The organism is Paenibacillus hunanensis, from assembly GCF_034055775.1.
GTDB lineage: Bacteria > Bacillota > Bacilli > Paenibacillales > Paenibacillaceae > Saccharibacillus > Saccharibacillus hunanensis.
In genome coordinates this window covers 3,926,088-3,948,781 of the sequence record NZ_CP139194.1, presented here as the reverse complement: position 1 = coordinate 3,948,781, position 22,694 = coordinate 3,926,088, and the positions used below count along the sequence as shown (strand labels likewise).

The 22,694-nt window shown below is 46.5% G+C and carries 16 protein-coding genes and 2 tRNA genes; 16 read left to right on the top strand and 2 right to left on the bottom strand.

Annotation, left to right across the window (positions count from 1 at the left end; translation table 11 throughout):
* The first annotated feature begins 117 nt into the window (after positions 1 to 117).
* From SK066_RS16050 to SK066_RS16005, 10 genes are all read left to right on the top strand, one after another.
* On the top strand, positions 118 to 849 hold the full coding sequence (locus tag SK066_RS16050; RefSeq protein ID WP_188773948.1) for a response regulator transcription factor: 732 nt from the start codon (positions 118 to 120) through the stop codon (positions 847 to 849).
* Between the two features lie 159 nt (positions 850 to 1,008).
* On the top strand, positions 1,009 to 3,243 hold the full coding sequence (locus tag SK066_RS16045) for a methyl-accepting chemotaxis protein (protein WP_320542233.1): 2,235 nt from the start codon (positions 1,009 to 1,011) through the stop codon (positions 3,241 to 3,243).
* Between the two features lie 160 nt (positions 3,244 to 3,403).
* Positions 3,404 to 4,159, top strand: coding sequence for a phosphate ABC transporter ATP-binding protein PstB (pstB, locus tag SK066_RS16040; RefSeq protein WP_407673684.1), 756 nt, complete (start codon positions 3,404 to 3,406; stop codon positions 4,157 to 4,159).
* A gap of 73 nt (positions 4,160 to 4,232) precedes the next feature.
* Positions 4,233 to 4,892 carry a phosphate signaling complex protein PhoU gene (phoU, locus tag SK066_RS16035; protein WP_188773951.1) on the top strand — a complete coding sequence of 220 codons (660 nt, stop codon included), beginning with the start codon at positions 4,233 to 4,235 and terminating at the stop codon, positions 4,890 to 4,892.
* Between the two features lie 378 nt (positions 4,893 to 5,270).
* Entirely contained in the window at positions 5,271 to 7,964 is a 2,694-nt protein-coding gene (gene polA / locus SK066_RS16030; RefSeq protein WP_320542232.1) for a DNA polymerase I, read from the top strand.
* 335 nt (positions 7,965 to 8,299) lie between these two features.
* Positions 8,300 to 9,151 (top strand): DNA-formamidopyrimidine glycosylase, encoded by an 852-nt coding sequence (mutM, locus tag SK066_RS16025; RefSeq protein ID WP_188773953.1) that lies wholly within the window; start codon positions 8,300 to 8,302, stop codon positions 9,149 to 9,151.
* 4 nt (positions 9,152 to 9,155) lie between these two features.
* Positions 9,156 to 9,752 carry a dephospho-CoA kinase gene (gene coaE / locus SK066_RS16020; protein WP_320542231.1) on the top strand — a complete coding sequence of 199 codons (597 nt, stop codon included), beginning with the start codon at positions 9,156 to 9,158 and terminating at the stop codon, positions 9,750 to 9,752.
* The gene (locus SK066_RS16015; protein WP_188773955.1) at positions 9,749 to 10,324 is read left to right on the top strand and encodes a lytic transglycosylase domain-containing protein; all 576 of its coding nucleotides are present in this window, start codon (positions 9,749 to 9,751) and stop codon (positions 10,322 to 10,324) included. The genes coaE and SK066_RS16015 overlap by 4 nt, the downstream gene beginning before the upstream one ends.
* Positions 10,325 to 10,470: 146 nt before the next feature.
* Positions 10,471 to 11,025 carry a transcriptional regulator NrdR gene (nrdR, locus tag SK066_RS16010; protein ID WP_320542230.1) on the top strand — a complete coding sequence of 185 codons (555 nt, stop codon included), beginning with the start codon at positions 10,471 to 10,473 and terminating at the stop codon, positions 11,023 to 11,025.
* A gap of 505 nt (positions 11,026 to 11,530) precedes the next feature.
* Positions 11,531 to 12,802 (top strand): glucuronoarabinoxylan endo-1,4-beta-xylanase XynC, encoded by a 1,272-nt coding sequence (locus tag SK066_RS16005; RefSeq protein ID WP_407673682.1) that lies wholly within the window; start codon positions 11,531 to 11,533, stop codon positions 12,800 to 12,802.
* 374 nt (positions 12,803 to 13,176) lie between these two features.
* Here the strand turns inward: SK066_RS16005 and SK066_RS16000 are convergent.
* Positions 13,177 to 13,263, bottom strand: a tRNA-Leu gene (locus tag SK066_RS16000).
* A gap of 487 nt (positions 13,264 to 13,750) precedes the next feature.
* Positions 13,751 to 14,722, bottom strand: coding sequence for an ABC transporter substrate-binding protein (locus SK066_RS15995; RefSeq protein ID WP_320542229.1), 972 nt, complete (start codon positions 14,720 to 14,722; stop codon positions 13,751 to 13,753).
* A gap of 595 nt (positions 14,723 to 15,317) precedes the next feature.
* Between SK066_RS15995 and SK066_RS15990 the strand changes: the two genes are divergently transcribed.
* The 6 genes from SK066_RS15990 (at position 15,318) to SK066_RS15965 (ending at position 22,623) form a co-directional block, all read left to right on the top strand.
* Positions 15,318 to 15,390: transfer RNA gene (locus tag SK066_RS15990), tRNA-Ala, on the top strand.
* A gap of 537 nt (positions 15,391 to 15,927) precedes the next feature.
* Positions 15,928 to 16,737 carry an alpha/beta hydrolase gene (locus SK066_RS15985; protein ID WP_320542228.1) on the top strand — a complete coding sequence of 270 codons (810 nt, stop codon included), beginning with the start codon at positions 15,928 to 15,930 and terminating at the stop codon, positions 16,735 to 16,737.
* 165 nt (positions 16,738 to 16,902) lie between these two features.
* Positions 16,903 to 17,424, top strand: coding sequence for a MarR family winged helix-turn-helix transcriptional regulator (locus tag SK066_RS15980; RefSeq protein ID WP_320542227.1), 522 nt, complete (start codon positions 16,903 to 16,905; stop codon positions 17,422 to 17,424).
* A 737-nt stretch (positions 17,425 to 18,161) separates the two neighbouring features.
* Entirely contained in the window at positions 18,162 to 18,971 is an 810-nt protein-coding gene (locus SK066_RS15975; RefSeq protein WP_320542226.1) for a copper amine oxidase N-terminal domain-containing protein, read from the top strand.
* 789 nt (positions 18,972 to 19,760) lie between these two features.
* Positions 19,761 to 20,597, top strand: a complete 837-nt coding sequence (gene licT, locus SK066_RS15970) for a BglG family transcription antiterminator LicT (protein WP_320542225.1) — start codon at positions 19,761 to 19,763, stop codon at positions 20,595 to 20,597.
* A 124-nt stretch (positions 20,598 to 20,721) separates the two neighbouring features.
* Complete coding sequence (locus SK066_RS15965; protein ID WP_320542224.1) at positions 20,722 to 22,623, top strand: beta-glucoside-specific PTS transporter subunit IIABC; 1,902 nt, start codon at positions 20,722 to 20,724, stop codon at positions 22,621 to 22,623.
* Positions 22,624 to 22,694: the final 71 nt, after the last annotated feature.

Below are 22,694 nucleotides of genomic sequence, written 5' to 3'. Positions count from 1 at the left end.
GAATTTTAATCACTGCATAACTGCTGGATAACCAAATTCAATATTTTTACACTGTGTTAACAAAATAGTGATATGCTGGTCACGGTGAAAGAAATGTAAACCCGAGTGGAGGTTATCATGACTAAACGATTGCTGGTCATTGAAGATGAATCAACGTTGTCCCGTCTACTATCCTACAACCTGACCCAGGAAGGGTATGAGGTAACGGTGGAGGATCATGGCAGTGCCGGATTGGAGCGTGCTCAGAACGAGTCGTTCGAGCTGATCCTGCTCGATCTGATGTTGCCAGGTATGTCGGGATTGGATATTTTACGCAAGCTGAGAAGCTCCGGCATTCGCACACCGGTTGTTATTTTGACCGCGAAAAATGCGGAAGAGGAAGTTGTAGAAGGATTGAAGGCAGGCGCAGACGATTACATTACCAAGCCATTTGGTGTATCGGAGCTGCTTGCTCGTGTCGCTGCTGTATTGCGTCGTGCAACCGGACGTGAGGATCAGCCAGCTGATGAGGATGTGCAGGAGAGCCGGATCGAGCTTGGCGATCTTATGATCTATCCGGATAAATACGAGGTTGCACTGGGAAGCCAGCAGATTACGCTGCGCCCTAAGGAATTTGAAGTGCTGCTGTATCTTGCACGCAAGCCAGGTGTTGTTATGACACGGGATGATCTGATGAACGCGGTATGGGGCTTTGATTATATTGGTGGACAGCGTACAGTCGATGTACACGTCAGCTCCTTACGCAAAAAGCTTGAACTTGATCCCGATTCCGTGCATATCGATTCGATTCGCGGTGTCGGTTATAAATTAGTCGTACGTAAAAAAGCAGGTGCTCCTCATTCCGGTTAACGGAGTGACGAGCATCTTTTTTTCTAGTTCTATTTTACGAAATTAAATCAGGAAGAACCATCATATTACATACTTATGCAGAAATATGGCAATTTATTTTACAATAATCCAGTAGTCTTTAAGGGATAGTAATACTAAAGAACTAAGGAGTCGATACAATTGACTACTCAAGCCTTAAAAGAACGGGAACAAACAACAGTCGCTAACATTTCGGAATCGACGGTCACTGAACGCCAACCAGTAGCCTCTCCCCCTACCCATACACAGCCTAGCCATACAACGACAACACCGTCATCCAACACAGAGCCACAAAGCACGAATCGTAGTGCTGGGTCGATAGACGATCAGGCTACAACAGGAATGAAGGATACCGATGATGTGTCAACATCCAAGCCATCCCTAACCGCAAATGAGCCAGTAGTGGCTATGAACGAGTCACCGATGCTCAAGGAGGAGCCGACAGCTGCGGTCAAAACATCTTCAGTTACTACGAACAAGCCAGTAACTGCTGTGAATCAGTCATCAGTTCAAATGAATGAGCCAGTCGTTGCCAACACTCAGCCCTCCGTTGCTACGAACAAACAAGTACCTGCTACGAATCGGTCAGCCAGGGTAGACTCCTCATCTGCTGTCAATCAGAAGCAGTCGGTTACTGCTGCGCCTGCTCTACCAGGCAATACAACCACAATAGAGAAAAAAGCGACAGCTCAGGCACAGCCAAGCCCTAATCGTCTCGCTCATGCTACTACAACTGCACCAAAGCCAGCAGCTTCAGCAACACAAGCGGTTTCCAATCGTAAGGTTGTGCCATCGTCAACTACGACGAAGACAAGCACCACTGTAAAAACGAACCCAACAAAAGCGAACTCGACGAATGCTAGCGCAGCAGTTCAGGATCGTTCGATGACTCAAACGAATCCTATTCGCCAGACCAGCTCGACAACCCAGACTCATATGGTGCGCCCACTTAGCCCGACAGTTCCGTCTAGTCCATCTACTCAAAATACACCAGCATCAGCTAAGTCCGCTACACCATCAAGTACGATAACAAAGTCTACAAGCTCGAATCATATGGCAACTACGAGCCGTACGACCCCTATGAGCATAATGACGAACACAACCAGCCATAAGACTACTTCCAAAGCAAGCAGTCCAACAGCAACCAATCAAGTACAACAACGCTCAACAATTACTCAACCGAGTATTATGACTCCATCAGCATCTGCATCAGGGATTCACACACCAGTCCATGCTTCCTCTGCTGCTCCTATTGCTACAACCACATGGGTAGTCGAGCAGCCTACTTCATCCTTGCCGGAATGTGAGCTAGGTCATTATCTGATCAAAGTGCCGCAGATTCGTAGTAATGAGACATGTGGGGAGACGTTACAGCGATTCCGCGATCAACCCGAGCTACCGTGTGTGACGATCTGTAATGAACACGGTGAGCCGATGGGTCTGATTATGCGTGAGCAATTTTATCGACGGATGGCAAGCCGGTTTGCTACAGAATTATATTATGGACGCAGTACGAGTCGATTTAGCCAGAATGAGCCATTGATCGTGGATCGGCATGATCAGCCAGCAGATGTCGTAGATGCTGCGCTTGCTCGTGAGGGCGAAGCCTTTTATGAATGTGTATTGCTGACAGATCAAGGCAAGCTGGCAGGTGCGATTACGATTCGCAATCTGATGGAGCTGTCACGTCATTTACAGACAGGGGCTGAACAGCAGCGCGTACAGTCTCTACAAGCCTCTTACACCTATGTCGAGCAGATTGGTCAAGCTGTTAACACAGTGAGCCATGCTGCGGATGAAACGTCACGTCAGCTCGTAGAGATCAAGGAGCGCACCGTTGCTGGTCACCATCAGCTGACAGAGGCAAATCAACAATTCCGTCAGGCACAGCAGCTTGTGAACGATCAGCGTGTTCAAGCCGAGCAAATGCTGGAACATACGGTACAAGCGCGCAAGGTCGTGGACGATGTCGCTCAGCTTGCCGGCCAGAGTAGTATGCTGGCGCTAAACGCATCGATTGAAGCCGCACGTGCACAGCAGGCTGGACGTGGCTTCGCAGTGGTGGCGTCTGAGATGCGATTGCTTGCAGAGCGCATTACAGGCATGTCCTCCGATATTGCACGTCTGCTCGGTAGCTTGAATGAGATGATCGGACAATCGGCTCAGTCGAGTCAAACGGCTGAGCAGACAATGGATGCGAGTATGCTGCGTATTACACAGGCAGATCAGTTATTTGGCGAAATGGCATCGGCAGCTGATCATGCGTCTGCACAGGCGAAGCATCTGCATGGAACCGCAGGTGAAGCAAGCCGATTAACCATGCTCGTCATGGATACACTAAAGCAGCAGGCGCAAAGTAAATCGATGCTGCGATAAGCATCAGTAGAGCATAGAAATCTGTCAAAGCAAGTTTTACACTCCCTTTACAATTCGGGAGCTCACGCTTTACAAACATCCCGTATCATGTATAGATGCCAGCCGCTGTATGTAGCGGCACAGCGTTATGAATATAGAGAAATCAGGGGAGTGTGACCTTGTGTCAGACATTATTCGTATCGAACAATTAAACTTATACTATGAGAAGCATCATGCTCTTAAAAATATCGGACTTAGCATTAAAGAAAAAGCAGTTACTGCATTTATCGGCCCATCCGGTTGCGGTAAATCGACACTGCTGCGTACATTGAATCGAATGAATGATATGATCCCCGGCACGCGTATTGAAGGCAAGGTCGAGATTGCCGGCGCGGACATTTATGGCGATGACGTTGAGGTAGAAGGCTTGCGTCAGCAGGTAGGTATGGTATTCCAGCAACCGAATCCATTTCCAAAATCGATCTTTGAAAATGTCGCCTATGGCCCACGATTGCAAGGCATCCGATCCAAGTCGGAGCTGGAAGCGATTGTCGAGCGCAGCTTGAAGCAATCTGCACTCTGGGAAGAGGTCAAGGACCATTTGAAAAAGTCCGCTTTTAGCCTGTCAGGCGGTCAGCAGCAGCGTCTGTGTATTGCGCGTGCGATTGCCGGGCAGCCGGATATTTTGCTTATGGACGAAGCAACGTCAGCGCTTGATCCAATCTCTACACTCAAGATTGAAGAGCTGACACAGGATCTGAAAAAGGACTATACGATCGTGATGGTGACACATAATATGCACCAGGCAGCACGTATTTCCGATCAGACCGCCTTTTTCCTGAATGGAGAGATTGTAGAGGCTACCGATACGACTGAGATGTTTTCCAATCCGTCCGATTCTCGTACGGAAGATTATATTTCTGGACGCTTCGGCTGACAGGCACTGCTTGACTTCTACTCACGAATATCCAGCTTTTCCAAACAAGTAATCAGCCATAGGAGGATCATGTATGCCTAACCGGAAAGGATTCGATGAAAGCCTGTACGAGCTTCGCGAGTTACTCGCTTCCATGGGAGATCATGTTATCGAAGCATTACAAGAAGCGGTACAATCGCTGCAAAGCAAAAATGTGGAGCTAGCGAAAAGCGTTGTAGACAACGATTACCGTCTGAACGAAATGGAAGAAAAGATTATGGATATCGGCTCGCGCCTGATTATCACGCAGCAGCCAGTAGCGAAGGATCTGCGCCGCATTATCGTCGCATTCAAAATCTCCAGTGATCTGGAGCGTATGGGTGATCTGGCGCTGGATGTGGCGAAGGTTACCCTGCGTCTGCAAGGCTCTGAGCTGATCAAGCCGCTCAAGGACATTCCGCAAATGTCGGAGATCGTAGTAGAGATGATTCGTGATTCGATTCGTTCTTATTTGGACGAAAATACCGATCTTGCCCACAAGGTAGGTACGGATGATGATCAGGTCGATCATCTGTACAGCGGTATGATTCGTGAGCTACACGAGTATGTGAAGGAAAATGGAGCAGATGGTCCGCAGGTGATGCTGATCAATCTGACAGGTCGTTATATTGAGCGTATTGCCGATCATGCGACCAATATTGCAGAGAGCGTCGTATATCTGGTAACAGGTAAACGTCCGGATCTGAACAGCTAAACGAATTCCACTATGCTGCGGTGCGTAGCTACAATAGCATGCATCCCTGCATCGTATGAAACCAATCGTACCCTGCATCTTGCTTCAATGATTCAGAAGACGTTAACAACAGAAAACATCCTATATATCTTTGGCATGTTGCAGAACAGCAGGCACCGGAAACTTCTCCGGTGCCTTTTGTTTTGGAACGCAGGGGCTTGTGGTATCATAGAAGAAGGAAGAAAACGTCCTGTTTCGACAGGATATCGGTCTGCTTTTATATAGAACGTACAGTGTTCGGAAGCAGGAATCGCAGGCAACAGGAGACCTACACAATGACCTGCTTATAGCAACGGTGCATACGGTATCGATCCGAAGGCATCAATCACAGGAGGAACTATGGACAAATTCATGTTAATAGATGGAAACAGTATTATTTACCGCGCGTTCTTTGCGATGCAGCAGCCGATGACGACGTCGTCAGGCTTGCATACGAATGCGGTATACGGCTTTACGAATATGCTATTACGGGTGCTGGAGGAGCATAAGCCGACCCATGTGATGGTCGCATTTGATGCGGGGAAGATCACCTTCCGTCATAGCAGCTATCAGGATTACAAGGGCGGTCGTCAGAAGACACCACCTGAGCTATCCGAGCAATTTCCGTTACTCAAGGACTTGCTAACTGCGTTCGGTATTTCTCATTATCAGCTAGAGGGCTATGAAGCGGATGATATTATCGGTACATTATCCCGTCAGGCAGAGGAAAAGGGTTGCGAGGTGCTCGTCTTGAGTGGCGATAAGGATATGCTCCAGCTTGCCTCTGAGCATGTACGCATCGCGCTTACACGCAAGGGTGTCAGCGAAATCGAGCAATACGGCCCCCATGAGGTGCAGGAGCGTTATGGATTGACACCTGCGCAGATCATCGACCTGAAGGGTTTGATGGGCGATGCTTCCGACAATATTCCGGGCATTCCGGGTGTTGGGGAGAAGACTGCGCTCAAGCTACTACATCAGTTTGGAACCGTAGAACAAGTACTGGAAAATACCGACCAGCTCAAAGGTAAAATGAAGGAAAAGGTCGAGACGCATGCAGAGGATGCACGTTTGAGTAAAGAGCTGGCGACCATCTTCCGTGAGGTTCCATTCGATGCAAGCTGGGATAGCATGAAGTACGAAGGAATTCAAGCCGCGACAGCAGTAACCGCCTTGCAAAAGCTGGAGTTCAAGTCGATTTTGCAGCGCCTTGATCTGAGCGATGTAGCGGCTCATCCAGATGCAACGCTCGATGAGCTGAATGCCGATGCAGAGGGTGGCTCAGCACCGATGCCTGATCTGAAGGTGACCATGCTGGGCGAACAGCAGGTATCCGAGCTTGAAGCCGCGCTGAGTACAGTGGATGTCGTTCATGTAGAGAGTCATGGCGATAATCCGCATCATGCGGAGCTGGTCGGCGTGCTGTTCGGTACACCAGAGGAATATTATTTCCTTACACCGGATGTACTGAAAAGTGATGCAGCAGCAGCGATTCGCACATGGCTGGGCGATAGCTCCATTCCGAAGCAGGGACATGATCTGCATCGCGCCGATCTGGTGCTGTTCTGGGAAGGCATTGCTTTTGCCGGAGCTGCGTTTGATATTCAGATCGCTGCGTATTTGCTTGACCCAACGGAATCCGGTCAAAGTCTGAGCGCACTTGCTTCCAAGTATGCGCTACCTGTATTGTCAGAGGATGAAGCGGTCTTTGGTAAAGGTGCAAAGTACAAAGTACCCGAGCAGGACGTACTGAGCCAGCATCTAGCTCGTAAAGCGGCAACGATTCGCCAGCTGGTTCCACTGCAACGCGAGCAATTAGAGCAAAATGAGATGACACCACTGTTCAGCGATCTGGAAATGCCATTATCGCGTATTCTAGCCGATATGGAAAAACAGGGCGTAGCCGTGAATACGGATGAACTACGCGCACTGGGCAAAGAATTTGAACAGCAAATCAGTAAGCTGGTCGCGCAAATCTATGATATGGCAGGCACGGAATTCAACCTGAATTCACCGAAGCAACTGGGCGAGATTTTATTTGATCGCCTTGGACTGCCAGTGAAAAAGAAAACAAAAACGGGCTATTCCACCAGTGCAGATGTGCTGGAGGAGCTGGCACCGTATCATGATATCGTGCAATACATTTTAACGTATCGTCAGCTAGCCAAGCTGCAATCAACCTATGTTGAAGGACTGCTCAAGGAGATTCATCCGAAGTCAGGTAAAGTACACACATACTTCCGTCAGACAATCACAGCAACCGGACGTCTATCCAGTCAGTTCCCGAACCTGCAAAATATCCCGATTCGTCTGGAAGAAGGCCGCAAGCTGCGTAAAGTATTTGTACCATCCGAGCAGGGCTGGTCGATGCTATCTGCCGACTACTCCCAGATCGAGCTGCGTGTACTAGCTCATATCTCCGACGATGCTGGCTTGAAGGATGCGTTTGTCCACGATATGGATATCCATACCAAGACAGCGATGGATGTATTCGGTGTAGCACAGGAACAGGTCGACAGCAATATGCGCCGTTCTGCCAAAGCCGTTAACTTCGGCATCGTATATGGCATCAGCGACTACGGCTTGTCCCAGAATCTCGGCATCACCCGAAAAGAAGCAGGCGACTTCATTAATCAATACTTCGACGTCTTCCAGGGCGTGCGCCGCTATATGGACGAGATCGTCGATGAAGCTAAGCAGAATGGCTATGTAAAAACAATGCTAGAACGTCGCCGCTATTTGCCAGAAATTCGTTCGTCCAATTTCAACCTGCGCTCCTTCGCCGAGCGTACAGCGATGAATACACCGATCCAGGGCACAGCAGCCGATATCATCAAGCTCGCCATGGTACACATGGATCGCGCATTAACCGAAAATAGACTCAAAAGCCGCATGCTACTACAGGTACACGATGAACTAGTATTCGAAGTCCCAGCCGATGAGCTGGAACAAATGAAAACACTCGTACCACAGGTCATGAGAGACGCACTGGAGCTTTCAGTACCCCTCAAAGCAGACGTAAGCTACGGTGCCAACTGGTACGAAGCCAAGTAATATGATTATATCTTGTAATTGAGTAAGCTAAAATGCGTATTCCAGATTTCCAGATTAAGAATTGCTAGAACGTGCATATAGACGCATCCACGAACCAAGATTTTATAAAACTACGATACTAAATCTGTACAACTATGAGTATGATGCAAGCAACACGTAACGGAGGGAAGGAAATAAGGGGAAAGGACTCCTTTGGAGGGGCGGGAATCTTCATTCCTTCCCATTCCAAAAGATTCCCGCGGCTCCACCCGAGTCCGTCCCCTTATTCCTTCCCGCAGTGATTGCTGCTAATTGCACACACTCATAGACGTACACCCAAAGGATAGGTGAACAACATGCCGGAATTGCCAGAAGTAGAAACAGTCAGACGCACGCTTAACACCCTGATTCCCGGCAAACAGATTGAACGGGTAACCGTATCGCTGCCACGTATTATTCAGCGACCGGATGATCCAGAGCAGTTTGCATTGGAGCTACAGGGACATACCTTTGAAACGGTAGAACGTCGCGGGAAATTCCTGCGCTTTATTTTAGATGGATTAGTGATGGTATCCCATTTGCGGATGGAAGGACGCTACGGCGTATATCGCAGCGATGAGCCAGTGGAAAAGCATACCCATGTTATTTTCCATTTTACCGATGGTACAGAGCTAAGATATAAGGATGTTCGTCAATTCGGTACGATGCATCTGTTTGCGACAGGCGAGGAGCTTCAATCGAAGCCACTGGTGCAGCTTGGATTAGAGCCGCTGGATCCGCAGTTTACAGATGAGCAGTTTATTAGCGTGATTAGCAAGCGTAGAACGATGATCAAGCCAGTACTGCTAAATCAAGCCTATGTCGTTGGGATCGGTAATATTTACGTGGATGAAGCCTTATTCCGTGCTGGCATTCATCCCGAGACGATTGCATCTGATCTGAGCCGGGAGCAGTTGATTCGTCTGCATGAAGCGATTGTATCTACTCTAAGTGATGCAGTTGCCGCAGGCGGCTCGTCGATCAAGTCGTATGTGAACGGTCAAGGCGAAATGGGCATGTTCCAGCATAGCCTTCGTATTTATGGACGCAAAGCAGAGCCTTGCCAGGAATGTGGTACATTGATCGAGAAAACAGTAGTCGGCGGCAGGGGCACGCATTATTGCCCGGTATGCCAGCCTTTGCCAGCGCGTCAAAAAGCAATGGGGTGACAACATGAATATAGGATTAACCGGAGGAATCGCTACGGGCAAAAGCTCTGTAGCTGCATGGCTGGTACAGCATGGAGCGGCGTTGGTAGATGCGGATCAGATTGCACGCGAGGTTATGCTGCCCGGACATCCGGTGCTTCAGCAGGTCAGCGAGCGCTTTGGTACCGACATGCTACTGGAGGATGGGACACTGGATCGCAAGCGACTGGGCGCGCATATTTTTGGACGCCCGGAGGAACGGAAGGCGCTGGAGGGTATTACACATCCGGCTATTCGCGAGCTCATTCATACACGAGTTGCCGAGCTGGAGAAGGCTGATCCCGATCGCCTCGTCGTGGCGGATATTCCGCTATTGTATGAATCGAAGGGTGCCTATACATTTAGCGAAACGATGGTCGTCTACGTACCGCGAGAGATTCAGCTACAACGCTTGATGCAGCGCGATAGTCTGGATGAGCAGCAGGCGCTACAGCGACTCGCTGCACAGATGGATATCGAGGAAAAGAAGCAGCTTGCGGATGTGGTGATCGATAATAGCGGGACATGGGAGCAGACGGAGGCTCAGCTGGAGCGTTATTGGACAGGAAAGGGATTAGGATGAATAAGCTCAAACGAACCGTTATCCGTAAGCGAGTGTTACTTCCACTGTTCGCGATTGTGCTTGTGCTTGTCCTGTTCAATGCACGCTGGCTGTCACTCATTTATCCGATTGAATATCGGGATGAGATTCGTGCCCATGCGTCCAATTACGAGGTTGATCCGTACCTGATCGCATCGATTATTCGGGTAGAGACGAACTACCAGCCAAGCATGGAATCGAAAAAGGGTGCGCTTGGATTGATGCAGCTAATGCCAGATACCGCCACCTGGGCGATGGAAAAGGCACATCTCAAAGATGTCACGCTGGATTCCGTGAAGCATGATGTAGAGCCGAATATCGAGCTGGGCAGCTGGTATATTAACAATCTGATGCAGCAGTTCGGTGGGAATGAGGTAGCGGTTATCGCCGCTTATAATGCAGGGCCAGGTAAAGTGAAAAATTGGATCAAAAACGGTCAGTGGGACGGCACGCTCGAAGACGCCAAAGATATTCCTTATGGCGAAACGAGACATTATGTGCAACGTGTATTATATTATTATAAGCAATATACCAAATTGTATGACCGATTTTGACAAGGCATAGCTGCCTTGTTACCTTTTCTGAATCATGCAGCCTGTATAACGCACTTATAGACGAACCATGAATGCTATTTAACACAACGAACAGACACACCAGAGCGATGAACAAGCATTAGTAATGAAAGGAAGGTGACACAGCGGTGAAATGCCCCTACTGTGGTCACAATGGAACGAAGGTGCTAGACTCAAGACCGGCTAACGATAATAAATCGATTCGCCGCAGACGTGAATGTGAAAGCTGTAGTCGCCGCTTTACCACGTTTGAGATGGTCGAGGTAACCCCATTAATCGTCATCAAAAAGGACGGAAGCCGGGAAGAATTCAGCCGCGATAAATTATTGCGCGGCTTGATCAGAGCGTGCGAGAAGCGTCCGGTATCGGTCGATCAGCTGGATGCGATCGTATCCGAGGTGGAAAAGAGCCTGTATGCAACAGCACTTGCTGAGGTGGAGAGCCGTGCTGTCGGAGAACTGGTTATGGAGCAGCTGTATCCAGTGGATGAAGTGGCCTATGTACGATTCGCCTCGGTGTATCGTCAATTCAAGGACATCAATATGTTCATGAAGGAGCTACAAGGACTGCTCAGCGACGATCCGAAGCATGAGAAGAAGTCCAAGCCTCAAGCCGGTACTACCTCATCCAATACCTATGCGGATGCACAGGCTCAGGACGATAAGCAGTCAGAGCAGGATTGAATGGACTAGATTATTAACGAGTAGTTGAGTAAGTTAGAAGTAACTGGAACTAGTGCAGTCTGGTACAAGGCAGACTGCATACAGGGCAGATTAGATTTGGAATAAAAGTTAGTGCTCTTTGCTGAATTTCCATGTCTGATCTGTATCGCTACAGGATAACATCATCGCTTTGGAGTGCATAATTCACTCTACAGTGATGATGTTTTTTTTGATGTTATTTTAAAATAGGCACTCCTGTATACAAGTCGCCTAACATCCGAATACTAATACGCAACGTTTGGTAATTATATGGTAATTTCCATATAGTTGTGTCTGCATTTTCAAGATATAAACTATACTTAACTTGAGCACAATTTATACATTGGAATGTATTTCTATATTGTTGGTGATCCGCTTCACAAGCACTACGCGATTATAATATTGCTCAATAAATGTATAAAAATACATAATAGAGATAGTAATACAAGTAACTGTTTCATTTAAAAACAGCTAAGGAGATGATATTTTGTTTGATCTGACAAAGAAATCAATCAGTGTCATGCTCGTCGTTGCTACTCTATTCTCATTGCTGACACCTGTTGTCTCACCGACACCGGTATCTGCGGCAGGGGATGCAGTAGTGAATCTGTCCTCCACCAAGCAGGTTATTCGTGGCTTTGGTGGGATCAACCATGCACTGTGGGCTGGCGATCTGACCGCTTCACAGCGCGATACTGCATTCGGTAATGGCAACAATCAATTAGGCTTCTCTGTACTACGTGTGTATATCGACTCGAACAAAAGCAACTGGGCAAAAGAGTTGCCAACCGCTCAAGCCGCTGCTGCACGGGGAGCAATCGTATTCGCTTCTCCATGGAATCCACCAGCCGAGATGACAGAGACGTTCAATCACGATGGAGATACTTCTGCGAAGCGTCTGCGTTATGATAAATACGCGGACTATGCCAAATTCCTGAACGACTTTGTCGCTTATATGAAAAGCAATGGTGTGAATCTGTACGCGATCTCTGTACAAAATGAACCGGACTATGCGCACACCTGGACATGGTGGACACCACAGGAAATGCTGCGTTTTATGAAGGAAAATGCAGGCTCGATCAATGCACGGGTTATCGCTCCCGAATCGTTCTCGTATTTGAAAAATATGTCTGACCCGATTCTGAATGATCCGCAGGCACTGGCGAATATGGATATTCTCGGCACGCATACATACGGGACATCCTTCAACAACTTCTCCTATCCGCTGTTCCAGCAAAAGGGAGCCGGAAAAGAGCTGTGGATGACCGAGGTTTATTACCCGAACAGCGATAACAACTCTGCCGATCGCTGGCCGGAAGGTGTAGATGTGGCATACCATATGCACAAAGCGATGGCAGTCGGTAATTTCCAAACGTACGTATGGTGGTACATCCGCAGACAATATGGGCCGATGAAGGAAGACGGTACGATCAGTAAACGTGGCTATAGCATGGCGCACTTCTCCAAATTCGTTCGCCCAGGTTATACTCGTGTTGATGCTACCGAAAGCCCGAATAACAATGTGTTCGTCTCTGCCTACAAAGGTGACGGTAAGGTAGTGATCGTAGCGATCAACAAGAACAATGCCGCAACAAACCAGAATTTTGCGCTGCAAAACGGTAGTGTATCCAAAGTATCCTCCTGGACAACCGATGCTAGCCGTAATCTGGCACCCGGCACAGTGAATACATCCGGTTCGTCGTTTACGATGAGTCTGCCTGCACAGAGTGTGACCACTTTTGTTGCAGATCTAAAATAAGGGATAAGGGAAGGTATGGAGTGTAACCTGATGCGGCTATGTAAGTGCTGTAACATATGAAGTTAGTGTGTTACTGTGTATGTGCGTGATCTATGTAGCTATTATGCTAGTGTGCATGTGCTGTAATCTATGTAGCTATGTATTTCTGTATTTGAAGTAGCTATGTAGTTGCTATAAGTGATGTGGTTGGTAGCATAGCGATACTTCAAGCGTCATCATAACTCAACCCTCTACCGCCCCTACAATTCCAATCACGAGACATGTAAAAACAAATAAGCCGCCGATCTGCACATGAAGTGCGGTCGGCGGCTTTACTTTGAAGAATCAAAAAAGCACGTAATCGACGAATCAATTACGTGCTGGTTATAAGCATATGGTGCGGTCGAGAGGACTCGAACCTCCACGGGGGTAAGCCCACACGGACCTGAACCGTGCGCGTCTGCCAATTCCGCCACGACCGCAAGCAATATGTAACTTCCCGTTCCTCTTGTTGTGTGGTTCATGATGTGAGACAGGAAGTGGTGAAAGAATCACCGTATTTAAGATAATACTACATATGGTGAGGGATTGCAACAATATTATTGTAGGGATTGTGTGAAGATCCAGGATTAAAATTTAGAATATAAATGTTATTAAGCTTGAATGTTGTACCCCAAGAGAATTAAGAATGATATTGCAGAAGGTATCAGATTGAAAGGGCGCGCTTGAGTAGCAGTAGCAACAAGATTACATGAAGGATATGTATCGAGGTGAATACGGTTTTATAAACGTACATATAAAACGCATAGCTGAAACAAGTATACGGCTAGCTAAAGTGATTATAAGACGTACAAACGAAACAGTAATAGTAATAGTAATAGGAGAAGAATTAAAGGCGAGCCATAAATAACAAAGAACCACTAGCGCTAGAGGATACAGCACTAATGGTTCTGTTATCGGTAAGGATTTTTATTTATTGGTAAGCTTATCCGCAATCGTCTGAATCACGTACGACTTGGCAAGTGGCGTATCGTTGAAGAAGCCGGAATCAACGATATATACTTTTCCATTTTGTACAGCCTTCAATTCGTTCCATGCTGCGCCATCCGCAGATGCTTCCATACGCTTGCTTAGTGCGGCGGCAGTATCATCCTTTTCACCTGTAGCAATAAACAGGGTATCTGGATTCATTTGCTGGAGCTGTGCCATGGTGATCGTTGTGGAAGCTGCACCTGTTGGTATACCTTCCGGTGCTTTCAATGCCAGATCCTGATAGATTACCGCGCCTGTACCTTGCTGTGAGCTACCGTATACTTGCATCGCATTGTCCTTGATCATCACGGCTGCGATTGTACCTGGGTTCGCTGCTGCAATCGTGTTTTTCGCACTGTTGGAGTCTTTCTGGTATGCATTCATATATTGACGTGCGATCGTATCGCGGTCAAGGAATGTGCTGTACATATACAGCTCACTACGCCAGTCCAGTGTTGGATCGATGTAAACGGTTGGAGCGATTTTGGACAGGGCATCATATGCACTGCGATCGCTACTGTCGGTAAAAATCAGATCCGGCTTCTGTCCAGCCAGTGCAGACGGGTCAAGGGAGCCATTCGATGTTTCGATCAATGTCAGACTATTGCGTTGCTCCTGCTCGGTGTAAGGAGGGAATACATAGCTTCCACCTGCTGGCTTTGCTGCAAGAGAGACCGTTGCATCCAGCGCATTTAAATAATCCATCGCTAGCTGATCGGTCACCGCAATTCGCTTCGGCGAGATCGGTACATTCACCATCTGTCCGAATGAATCACGTACAGGCATCACCTTAATACCATTTGGATTAAAAATATCTGCCCGTGTTTCCTTCGGCTGTCCACAGGCGGTCAAAAAAACAAGTAATAAGGCAAGACCCAGTCCTGCCTTTGCTAAAGCTGAATACTTCAACGATATTCGCCTCTTTTCGTGTGTATCGATCGGGCCGGTGGGGAAGGCTAGTACGCAACATAATGACATATCGTAACGATACATTATGGAGGAACACCATATTCCCTTCATCCGGTTTGTTATCTTAAACTATTCAATAACTTTATTATACCAGTTGTATAGGAATGGAAGTCAACGTAGTGAGCGAACTGTCACGGGGTTGTCACAGAGTAGTGGGGTAGGTGTGAGGATTGGAGTTGAATGTAGTAGCGAGAGTGGCAATGAATGAAAAGGTTACTTTAATGAAATGACTGAAGCGGTGTAATTGAAGCAGTAGATATATTGAAAGTAGTGTTTAGAGTGGAGGTAGCATATAAAGTTGAAATAGTAAACGCAGTAAATATAGTCCAATAGTAGAATCATAAAAGACTGGGATAGTTGCTCAAAGTATAAAAAATGTACAGGCGAAGGAGGCAGGTGTTTTGCATGTATATTAGAGTGGAATTCTACGGGAAAATGGAATTTTCTATCGAAATGTTAAATATTGACTCATAAATTTCAGCATGCTATATTAAGAGAGTTGATTCATTCGAGTCATACATAATCATACCGCCATGGGGCCTTAGCTCAGCTGGGAGAGCGCATCGCTGGCAGCGATGAGGTCAGGGGTTCGATCCCCCTAGGCTCCATATTGAAGAACTCTTGCTTAGCAAGGGTTCTTTTCTTTTAGTATTATCATAATCACTCTATTGAGACTTGTGGTATTGGGATAAGGATGTGCATGAGATTAGCATAAGGTTTACTTTGCATGTAGATCTAGTAAAGACTATTGATTTAAATAGATCAGAAATATAATCCGTACTATATACATGCAAACTAGATTAATGATTAGTTCATGAGGTAAAGTATATTTTATTTTTGTAAGCGCTTTAAATTTCTCTGGACAATCTATGAATAATCATTATATTATTTCTATTAGAAACAATTTATTTTCTAATATATACAAATTTTTCTTCACAGATATTCTCATATTACAAATCTCTAAACACAAGGTGACAGAAAGAGCTTTGCAAACGTTCAATGTCACACCACCTGTATGAGCACCAATGAATCAGTGCTGTTCAACCCTACACGTTCCCATCTAAAAATGTAACCTGCTCAAGTTTAGCCGATTCCAAGCCTACTTTCCCCTAAACTTAGAGCACACAGAAAGGACTACCAACCCTATGAAATTCACCGAAACCCAACTCGAATCCTTCGACGGCACCAAGCTCTATTTCAGTAGAAACATCGTCCCCAATGCCAAAGCATCCATCGTCATCGTTCACGGTCTATGCGAGCATGCTAGCCGTTATGACTATCTTACCGAAAAGCTCAACGAGCGCGGCTTCAATGTATACCGATTCGATCATCGTGGTCATGCACGCTCGGAAGGCAAACGGGTGTATTACAGCAATTTCCATCATATGATTGATGATGTGAATGCAGCCGTTGAACAGGTTCAAGAATCAAGTGGTGATCTTCCGATTTTTGTCATCGGGCACAGTATGGGCGGATTTGCTACGTCCTCTTTTGCGACCAAGTATCCAGAAAAGGTGCAGGGAATCGTATTATCTGGCGCGCTCACTCGTTACAATACACAGGTTGCAGGCGGGTTGCCGATGGATTTACCGCCTGGAACGTATATCCCGAACTCACTCGGTGATGGCGTATGTAGTGTGCCTGAGGTTGTAACCGCTTACGCTAACGATGTACTGGTGGAAAAGGAAATCTCGGTAGACCTGTTCAACAGTCTGGGCGAAGGCATTAACTGGCTAAAAGCGCATGCGACTGATTTTGTCGAGCCTGTGCTTGTATTGCATGGAGCGAATGATGGATTGGTGAGTGAACTGGATTCACGTCAATTTTACGGAGAGATTGGCTCAATGGATAAAACGCTCAAAATCTATGCGCATCTGATGCACGAGATTTTCAATGAAACAATCCGGGATGAAGTGATCGAGGAAACGATTAGCTGGATTGAAAAGCGCGTGTAATCTCAATAAACTCGGAGAAAGCCACTTCTCAAGCACATGTTCGCTCATGAGCGAAACGACTACTTTTGAGAATATAACTTTGATGGGAATACAACATATGAGAATACCCTATGTGAACCCACAGCATAGCTTGAGAAGATAATACAAAACATGAAAGGGGTTCCCATGAAACTAGATTGGATGGGTAACCATCGGGCATTGATTGAGAAAATCATCAAGTACGGTAATGCGTATTCGAACACGTACAAGCTACAGCGCAGCTATGGCACCGATGTGATGTTCTCGGCAGCGCAGATTCAGACGCTGGAATATATTTTGGAGGCAGAGGACAAGGACGAGAAGATGTCAGAGATGGCAGCACGTCTCGGCGTGAGTCCAAGTACCTTTTCCAAAAACGTCAAAAATCTGACGGAAAAAGGACTGCTGGAAAAGTATCATCTAAGCGGGAATCGCAAAGACATCTATATCAAGCCGTCTGAGAAGGGTCGCGAGGTGTATACGGAGTATACAAAATTCGTGCGTGAGCTGTGCTTTGATGAGATGTTCAAGCATGCAGATACGATTTCGGAAGCGGATAAAGAAAGTTTTATACGTATTCTGGATCTGCTGGCAGATGTGCTGGTCTGGTATGGAGAGAAGGAGCTGCCTGTGCGCAAGTTGATCAAGATTGAGCAGGATGAGGAGTAGCAATCGCTTGTCTTCTGTACTTGTATGCCAATCGTCCTCCTATTCATATTTGCAGTGCTATCCGTATTCGATTCAGTGCTTCATGCGCAGAGGTTTCTGTACCCATACACATATCAGCGTATATAGTTTGATCCCAAATTAAGACTGTGCTTATTGATTTGTTATAGTTAAATGTCAAGTATGCCTGCTCCTTAGAACGGACAACATATGAGCGAATAACATGTGGACAAATAACAGGCGATATACAATCCACATCACTACAATGGGTAGAATAGCTTTTGATTCGATCATCTAATCTGATCATGGTATAAGCTGTGAACTTAGCCGACGAACCTGTGTCCTGCAAAGGAGACAGGTTTTTTCTTTTACAGCGGATAGACCAGTATAGTACATAGACCCGTATAGAATGTAAGCTAGGCTATACCAGTGATATAAATGATGAGTTCCTCCATGCTCGAACCGTCCTGATTTAATCCGTGCTATTCATCTCCCAGAAAATCTCTCCTCAACACTATCCTTACTATCTATCATTGAAAAGTGATCCAACAATCCAGCATCTACACATGTAATACACATCGCTCCGTATAATAAGGATAGATAGAATTTCTTATCCATCACCAATTAGCTATATCAATCTGCTGCTATACAGGTAAATATTCTCTCCAATTCCTGTTTTCTTTTTGTGCTAGCGGCTAATAACGTTTAATATGGAGATAGACGATAGGAGGTAACGATGTATGTTGAAACGAAAGCCGTTCATTGTCTGTCTGGCAGCTTTGTTGCTGATGGTACTGGCTCCATGGGGAGGACGAGTGGAGGCGGCACAGTCCTTTAGCTCGCCGCCGCTGCTAAAAATAAATGAATATGCGGTGCTATTTACAGGCCCGGTATCGCCTTTTATCGATTCGGCTGGACGAGCGCAGGTTCCGCTTCGCTCGGTCGGTGATCTACTTGGCGCGCAGGTGACCTATTTTCCACAGGGACGCTCGGCTACGATTGCATTGAACAGCCATTTATTGACGGTAACGCTTGATTCCAAGCAGATTCGCGCAGATGGACGCACCTATACGATGGATACTGTTCCGATGCTGCGTAATAATGCCGTTTATATTCCGATCCGCGTACTGATTGACCGCTTGCAGGTAAATGGTACATATCATAATGGGATTATCGAATTGCAGGATCGCCGTTATATGCGTAGCATTCCGCCGCTAACGTCGGATTGGAGTGGGCGCTTTGCTGCTTACCAGACTGCACGGGCTCTGGATGTGCGATCCTATCATCTTAGCTGGAATGCGGATACTGCGCAGGGTGGACGCTGGACAGGCAAGCTACAGGTGACCGCTCGTAATATTAGTCGTAATACATTGAGCAATGACTTAAAGTATTTTCAGCCGATTGTACAATATGCAGATGGCAGTACACAGATTGGATTTGATTCAGCGCATACGCCAACTGTTGTACCCGCAGGTGCGCTTGTCAATGTGACCTGGACGCTGGAAGGTACCAAGTCGCCGCAGTATATACTGTTGCGTAATTATGCGTAACACTTGCCTGTGTCGCGTAGGAATAGCACTATGTGTATTGTTAGCTGATGGGTATCAGCGTTCCAAGAAGTGAGGTGATACACAAGGGCTATACCAATGTACGAAGGTGAAATTAAATGAACTGACAGGGTCATATAAAAGTCTTCCTACGATGACCGAATAGCGACGGAGTAGAAGCGATAGAATCTTGTAGATGCTTAGAGGGCATCGGATTCTATCGCTTTTTACTTTATCTTCGTAGTAGCTGTGGTGTCTGGAGATCATCCAATGGACAGCATATCGACATCGAATTGCTCTAAAACACCTTTCAAATGTAAAAAAGTTCATATCATTTAGTATAAGAATAGAGAAGGAATCTTAACCTTAAAAAATATTAATTAAAATAAAAAGAAAGCGCTTGCCAAATTGAAAAATAGGTGTTATTCTAACCTTGGGATTGTTACTGAAAAGGCAAAACCCAGTACATGTATAGCTTTGTTGAAGCTTGTTTACATGTGTTGGGTTTTGCCTTTTTGTTTTCCAGTCCTGACAGGTACGGCTTGTTCACTGTCCACTCCATATAAAGAAAGAGTGATGCAACGTACGGTAGATTGCTGAAGCAAGACAGTAGAAGGATTGCCTTTCCTACTGTTCGCCCTCAGGTTCCTGGAAGATTGCGAATGAATCAAAGAACACAATCAAACACGAGCTAAAGGACCCTGCTGATGTGATACTTCAAGCTGTAACTGAACTTTTGTCCGGCATCTGAGTCCTCGTGCAAAACTATACAGGATAAGGAGGGCAGCTTGGATGATTATCCAAAAGATATTCAATAATAACGCGATCATTGCCAGTGATCCGGGCAAGCGTGAATTTGTCGTTATGGGTCGTGGAATCGCTTTCAAAAAAAGTGCAGGCGAGCCGGTCGACAAGAGCTTGATCGAAAAGATCTTTGTGCTTCAGCAAAAGGAAGCCTCCGAAAAGTTCAAGTTGCTACTTGAGGATGTGCCGCCGGAATACATTTCCGTCTGCTATGACATCATCGAGTATGGCAAAAACAATCTGGAAGGCACGCTCAGCGATTACATTTACGTCACGCTCACCGATCACCTGAACAATGCGATGAAAATGTACGAAGAAGGCATTTTCAATACGAATCCGTTAAGCTGGGAGATTCGTCGTTTTTATCCAAAGGAATACAAGGTTGGGGTCAAGGCGCTGGAGTTCATCGAGTCGACACTTGGCAAAACGCTGCCAGAGGACGAAGCTGCGAATATTGCGCTTCATCTGGTGAACGCCGAGCTGAACGGCTCCAGCAGCAAGTTTCACAATGTCGCCGTACAGGCAGAGAAGATTCAGGACATTCTGAACATTATCAAGTACACGTACAATATTGAGCTGGATGAGCAGTCGATCAGCTACGAGCGCTTTATTACACATCTCAAGTTTTTCTTTCAGCGTCTTATGCAGGTGCAGAAGCGCTGGCTGGAGGATGATTTCTTACTTCAGCAGGTGAAGAGCAAGTACAGACGAGCGTATGACTGTATGCTCAAAATTGAGAAGTATCTGGATACCGAGCTGACGGATGAGGAAAAGCTGTATCTGACGATTCATATCCAGCGCATTACAAGCGATACAATCGAATAAAATCATCGGATCGTTACTGGTCATGCAGGCGAAACCAAGCTCAGAATCGTCACGGGTCCTGCCCGTGTGGACATTCTGTTTGGTTTCGCCTTTTTATATGGATATTCATAAAGGAGGAAGAACGATGAAGTACGAACAATTAGCAAAGGACATTATCCAAAATGTTGGCGGCAAAGAAAATGTGAACAGTCTGACTCACTGTATTACGCGTCTTCGTTTCAAATTAAAGGATGAGAATAAGGCGAACACGGATGTCCTGAAAAATATGGATGGTGTTGTAACCGTTATCCAGAGTGGTGGTCAGTATCAGGTTGTTATTGGTAACCACGTACCTGAAGTATATGCAGATGTGAATGCGGTAGCAGGTCTGGGTGGCGAATCATCGACAGCAGCCGATACTTCAGGCGAGAAGATGAGCCTGTTCAGTCGCTTTATTGATATGATCTCCGGCGTATTTGCCCCAACACTGGGCGTGCTGGCAGCAACCGGTATGATCAAAGGTCTAACAGCACTACTTGTATCGATGGGCGTTCTGGTGAACACGTCCGGTACGTACATCATTTTGAACGCTATTGGTGACTGTCTGTTCTACTTCTTCCCAATTTTCCTCGGTTACACGTCAGCGAAGAAATTCAATATGAACATATTTATCGGTATGGCGATTGGTGCAGCGCTGGTGTATCCGACGCTGTCAGCCGTATCCGCAGGTAAGCCACTGTATACGTTATTCGCGGGTACGCCATTTGAATCTCCTGTTCATATTACGTTCCTGGGGATCCCGGTCATTCTGATGACGTATTCATCCAGTGTTATTCCGATTATCCTGTCTACGTATGTAGGCTCTAAGATTGAAGGATTTTTTAAGCGTGTCATTCCAAGTGTGGTAAGAACATTTATGGTTCCATTCTGTACATTGCTGATCACTATTCCACTGGCGTTTCTGATTATCGGCCCTGTTGCAACATGGGCAGGTCAACTCGTAGGTGCAGGTATCCTGGCTGTATATAACCTGAGCCCAATCGTAGCCGGTCTGCTGCTGGGTGCATTCTGGCAAGTCTTCGTTATCTTTGGTCTGCACTGGGGCTTCGTGCCAATCGCGATCAACAACCTGACTAACCTGGGCTCCGATCCGATTCTGGCAGGTATGTTCGGTGCATCGTTCGCACAAACAGGCGTTGTACTCGCAATCCTGATCAAAGCAAAAAGCAAAAAGCTCAAATCCCTGTCGATTCCAGCCTTTATCTCTGGTATCTTCGGTGTAACCGAGCCAGCCATTTATGGTATTACTCTGCCACGTAAAAAACCGTTCATTCTGAGCTGTATCGGTGGTGCAGTTGGCGGCGCGATCATCGGTGCGATGGGCACCAAAGCGTACATTATCGGCGGTCTGGGTGTATTCGGTATTCCGTCCTACATCGGTCCAAACGGCTTTGATCTTGGCTTCTATGGCGCAATCATCGGTATGGTCGTCAGCTTTATCCTTGGCTTCGTGCTCATGTTCTTCACCAAATTGACAGACGACGAGCCGGAAACTGGCAAAACAGAAGTATCCAACAATGATGTACTCGTCAAACAAGAAACAGTATTCAGCCCAATGAAGGGTGATGTTATCGCACTGTCTCAAGTAAAAGACGAAGCGTTCTCCACAGGCGCACTCGGTAAAGGGATCGCGATTGAACCGATCGAAGGGAAAGTATACTCTCCAGTCGATGGTGTACTAACCTCGCTGTTCTCTTCCGGTCATGCGATTGGTATTACGAGCAATAACGGCGTTGACGTTCTGATCCATGTTGGTCAGGATACCGTCAAGCTGAAAGGTAAATATTTTACACCAAAAGTAAAACAGGGCGATACCGTCAAAAAAGGCGATCTGCTCATGGAATTTGATGTGGAAGCGATCAAAGCAGCAGGCTATGTACTCACTACACCTGTTATCATTTCCAACTCCGGTAACTATCTGGATGTTATCGAAACAGGTAAAAAATCCGTTAGCTATCAGGAAGACCTGTTAACTGTAGTGATCTAAGCATAACTGTAGCCATCTACGCATCATTACGATTTGAAAAAGCCGACTTCACCGTCTGTCATCTGGAATTG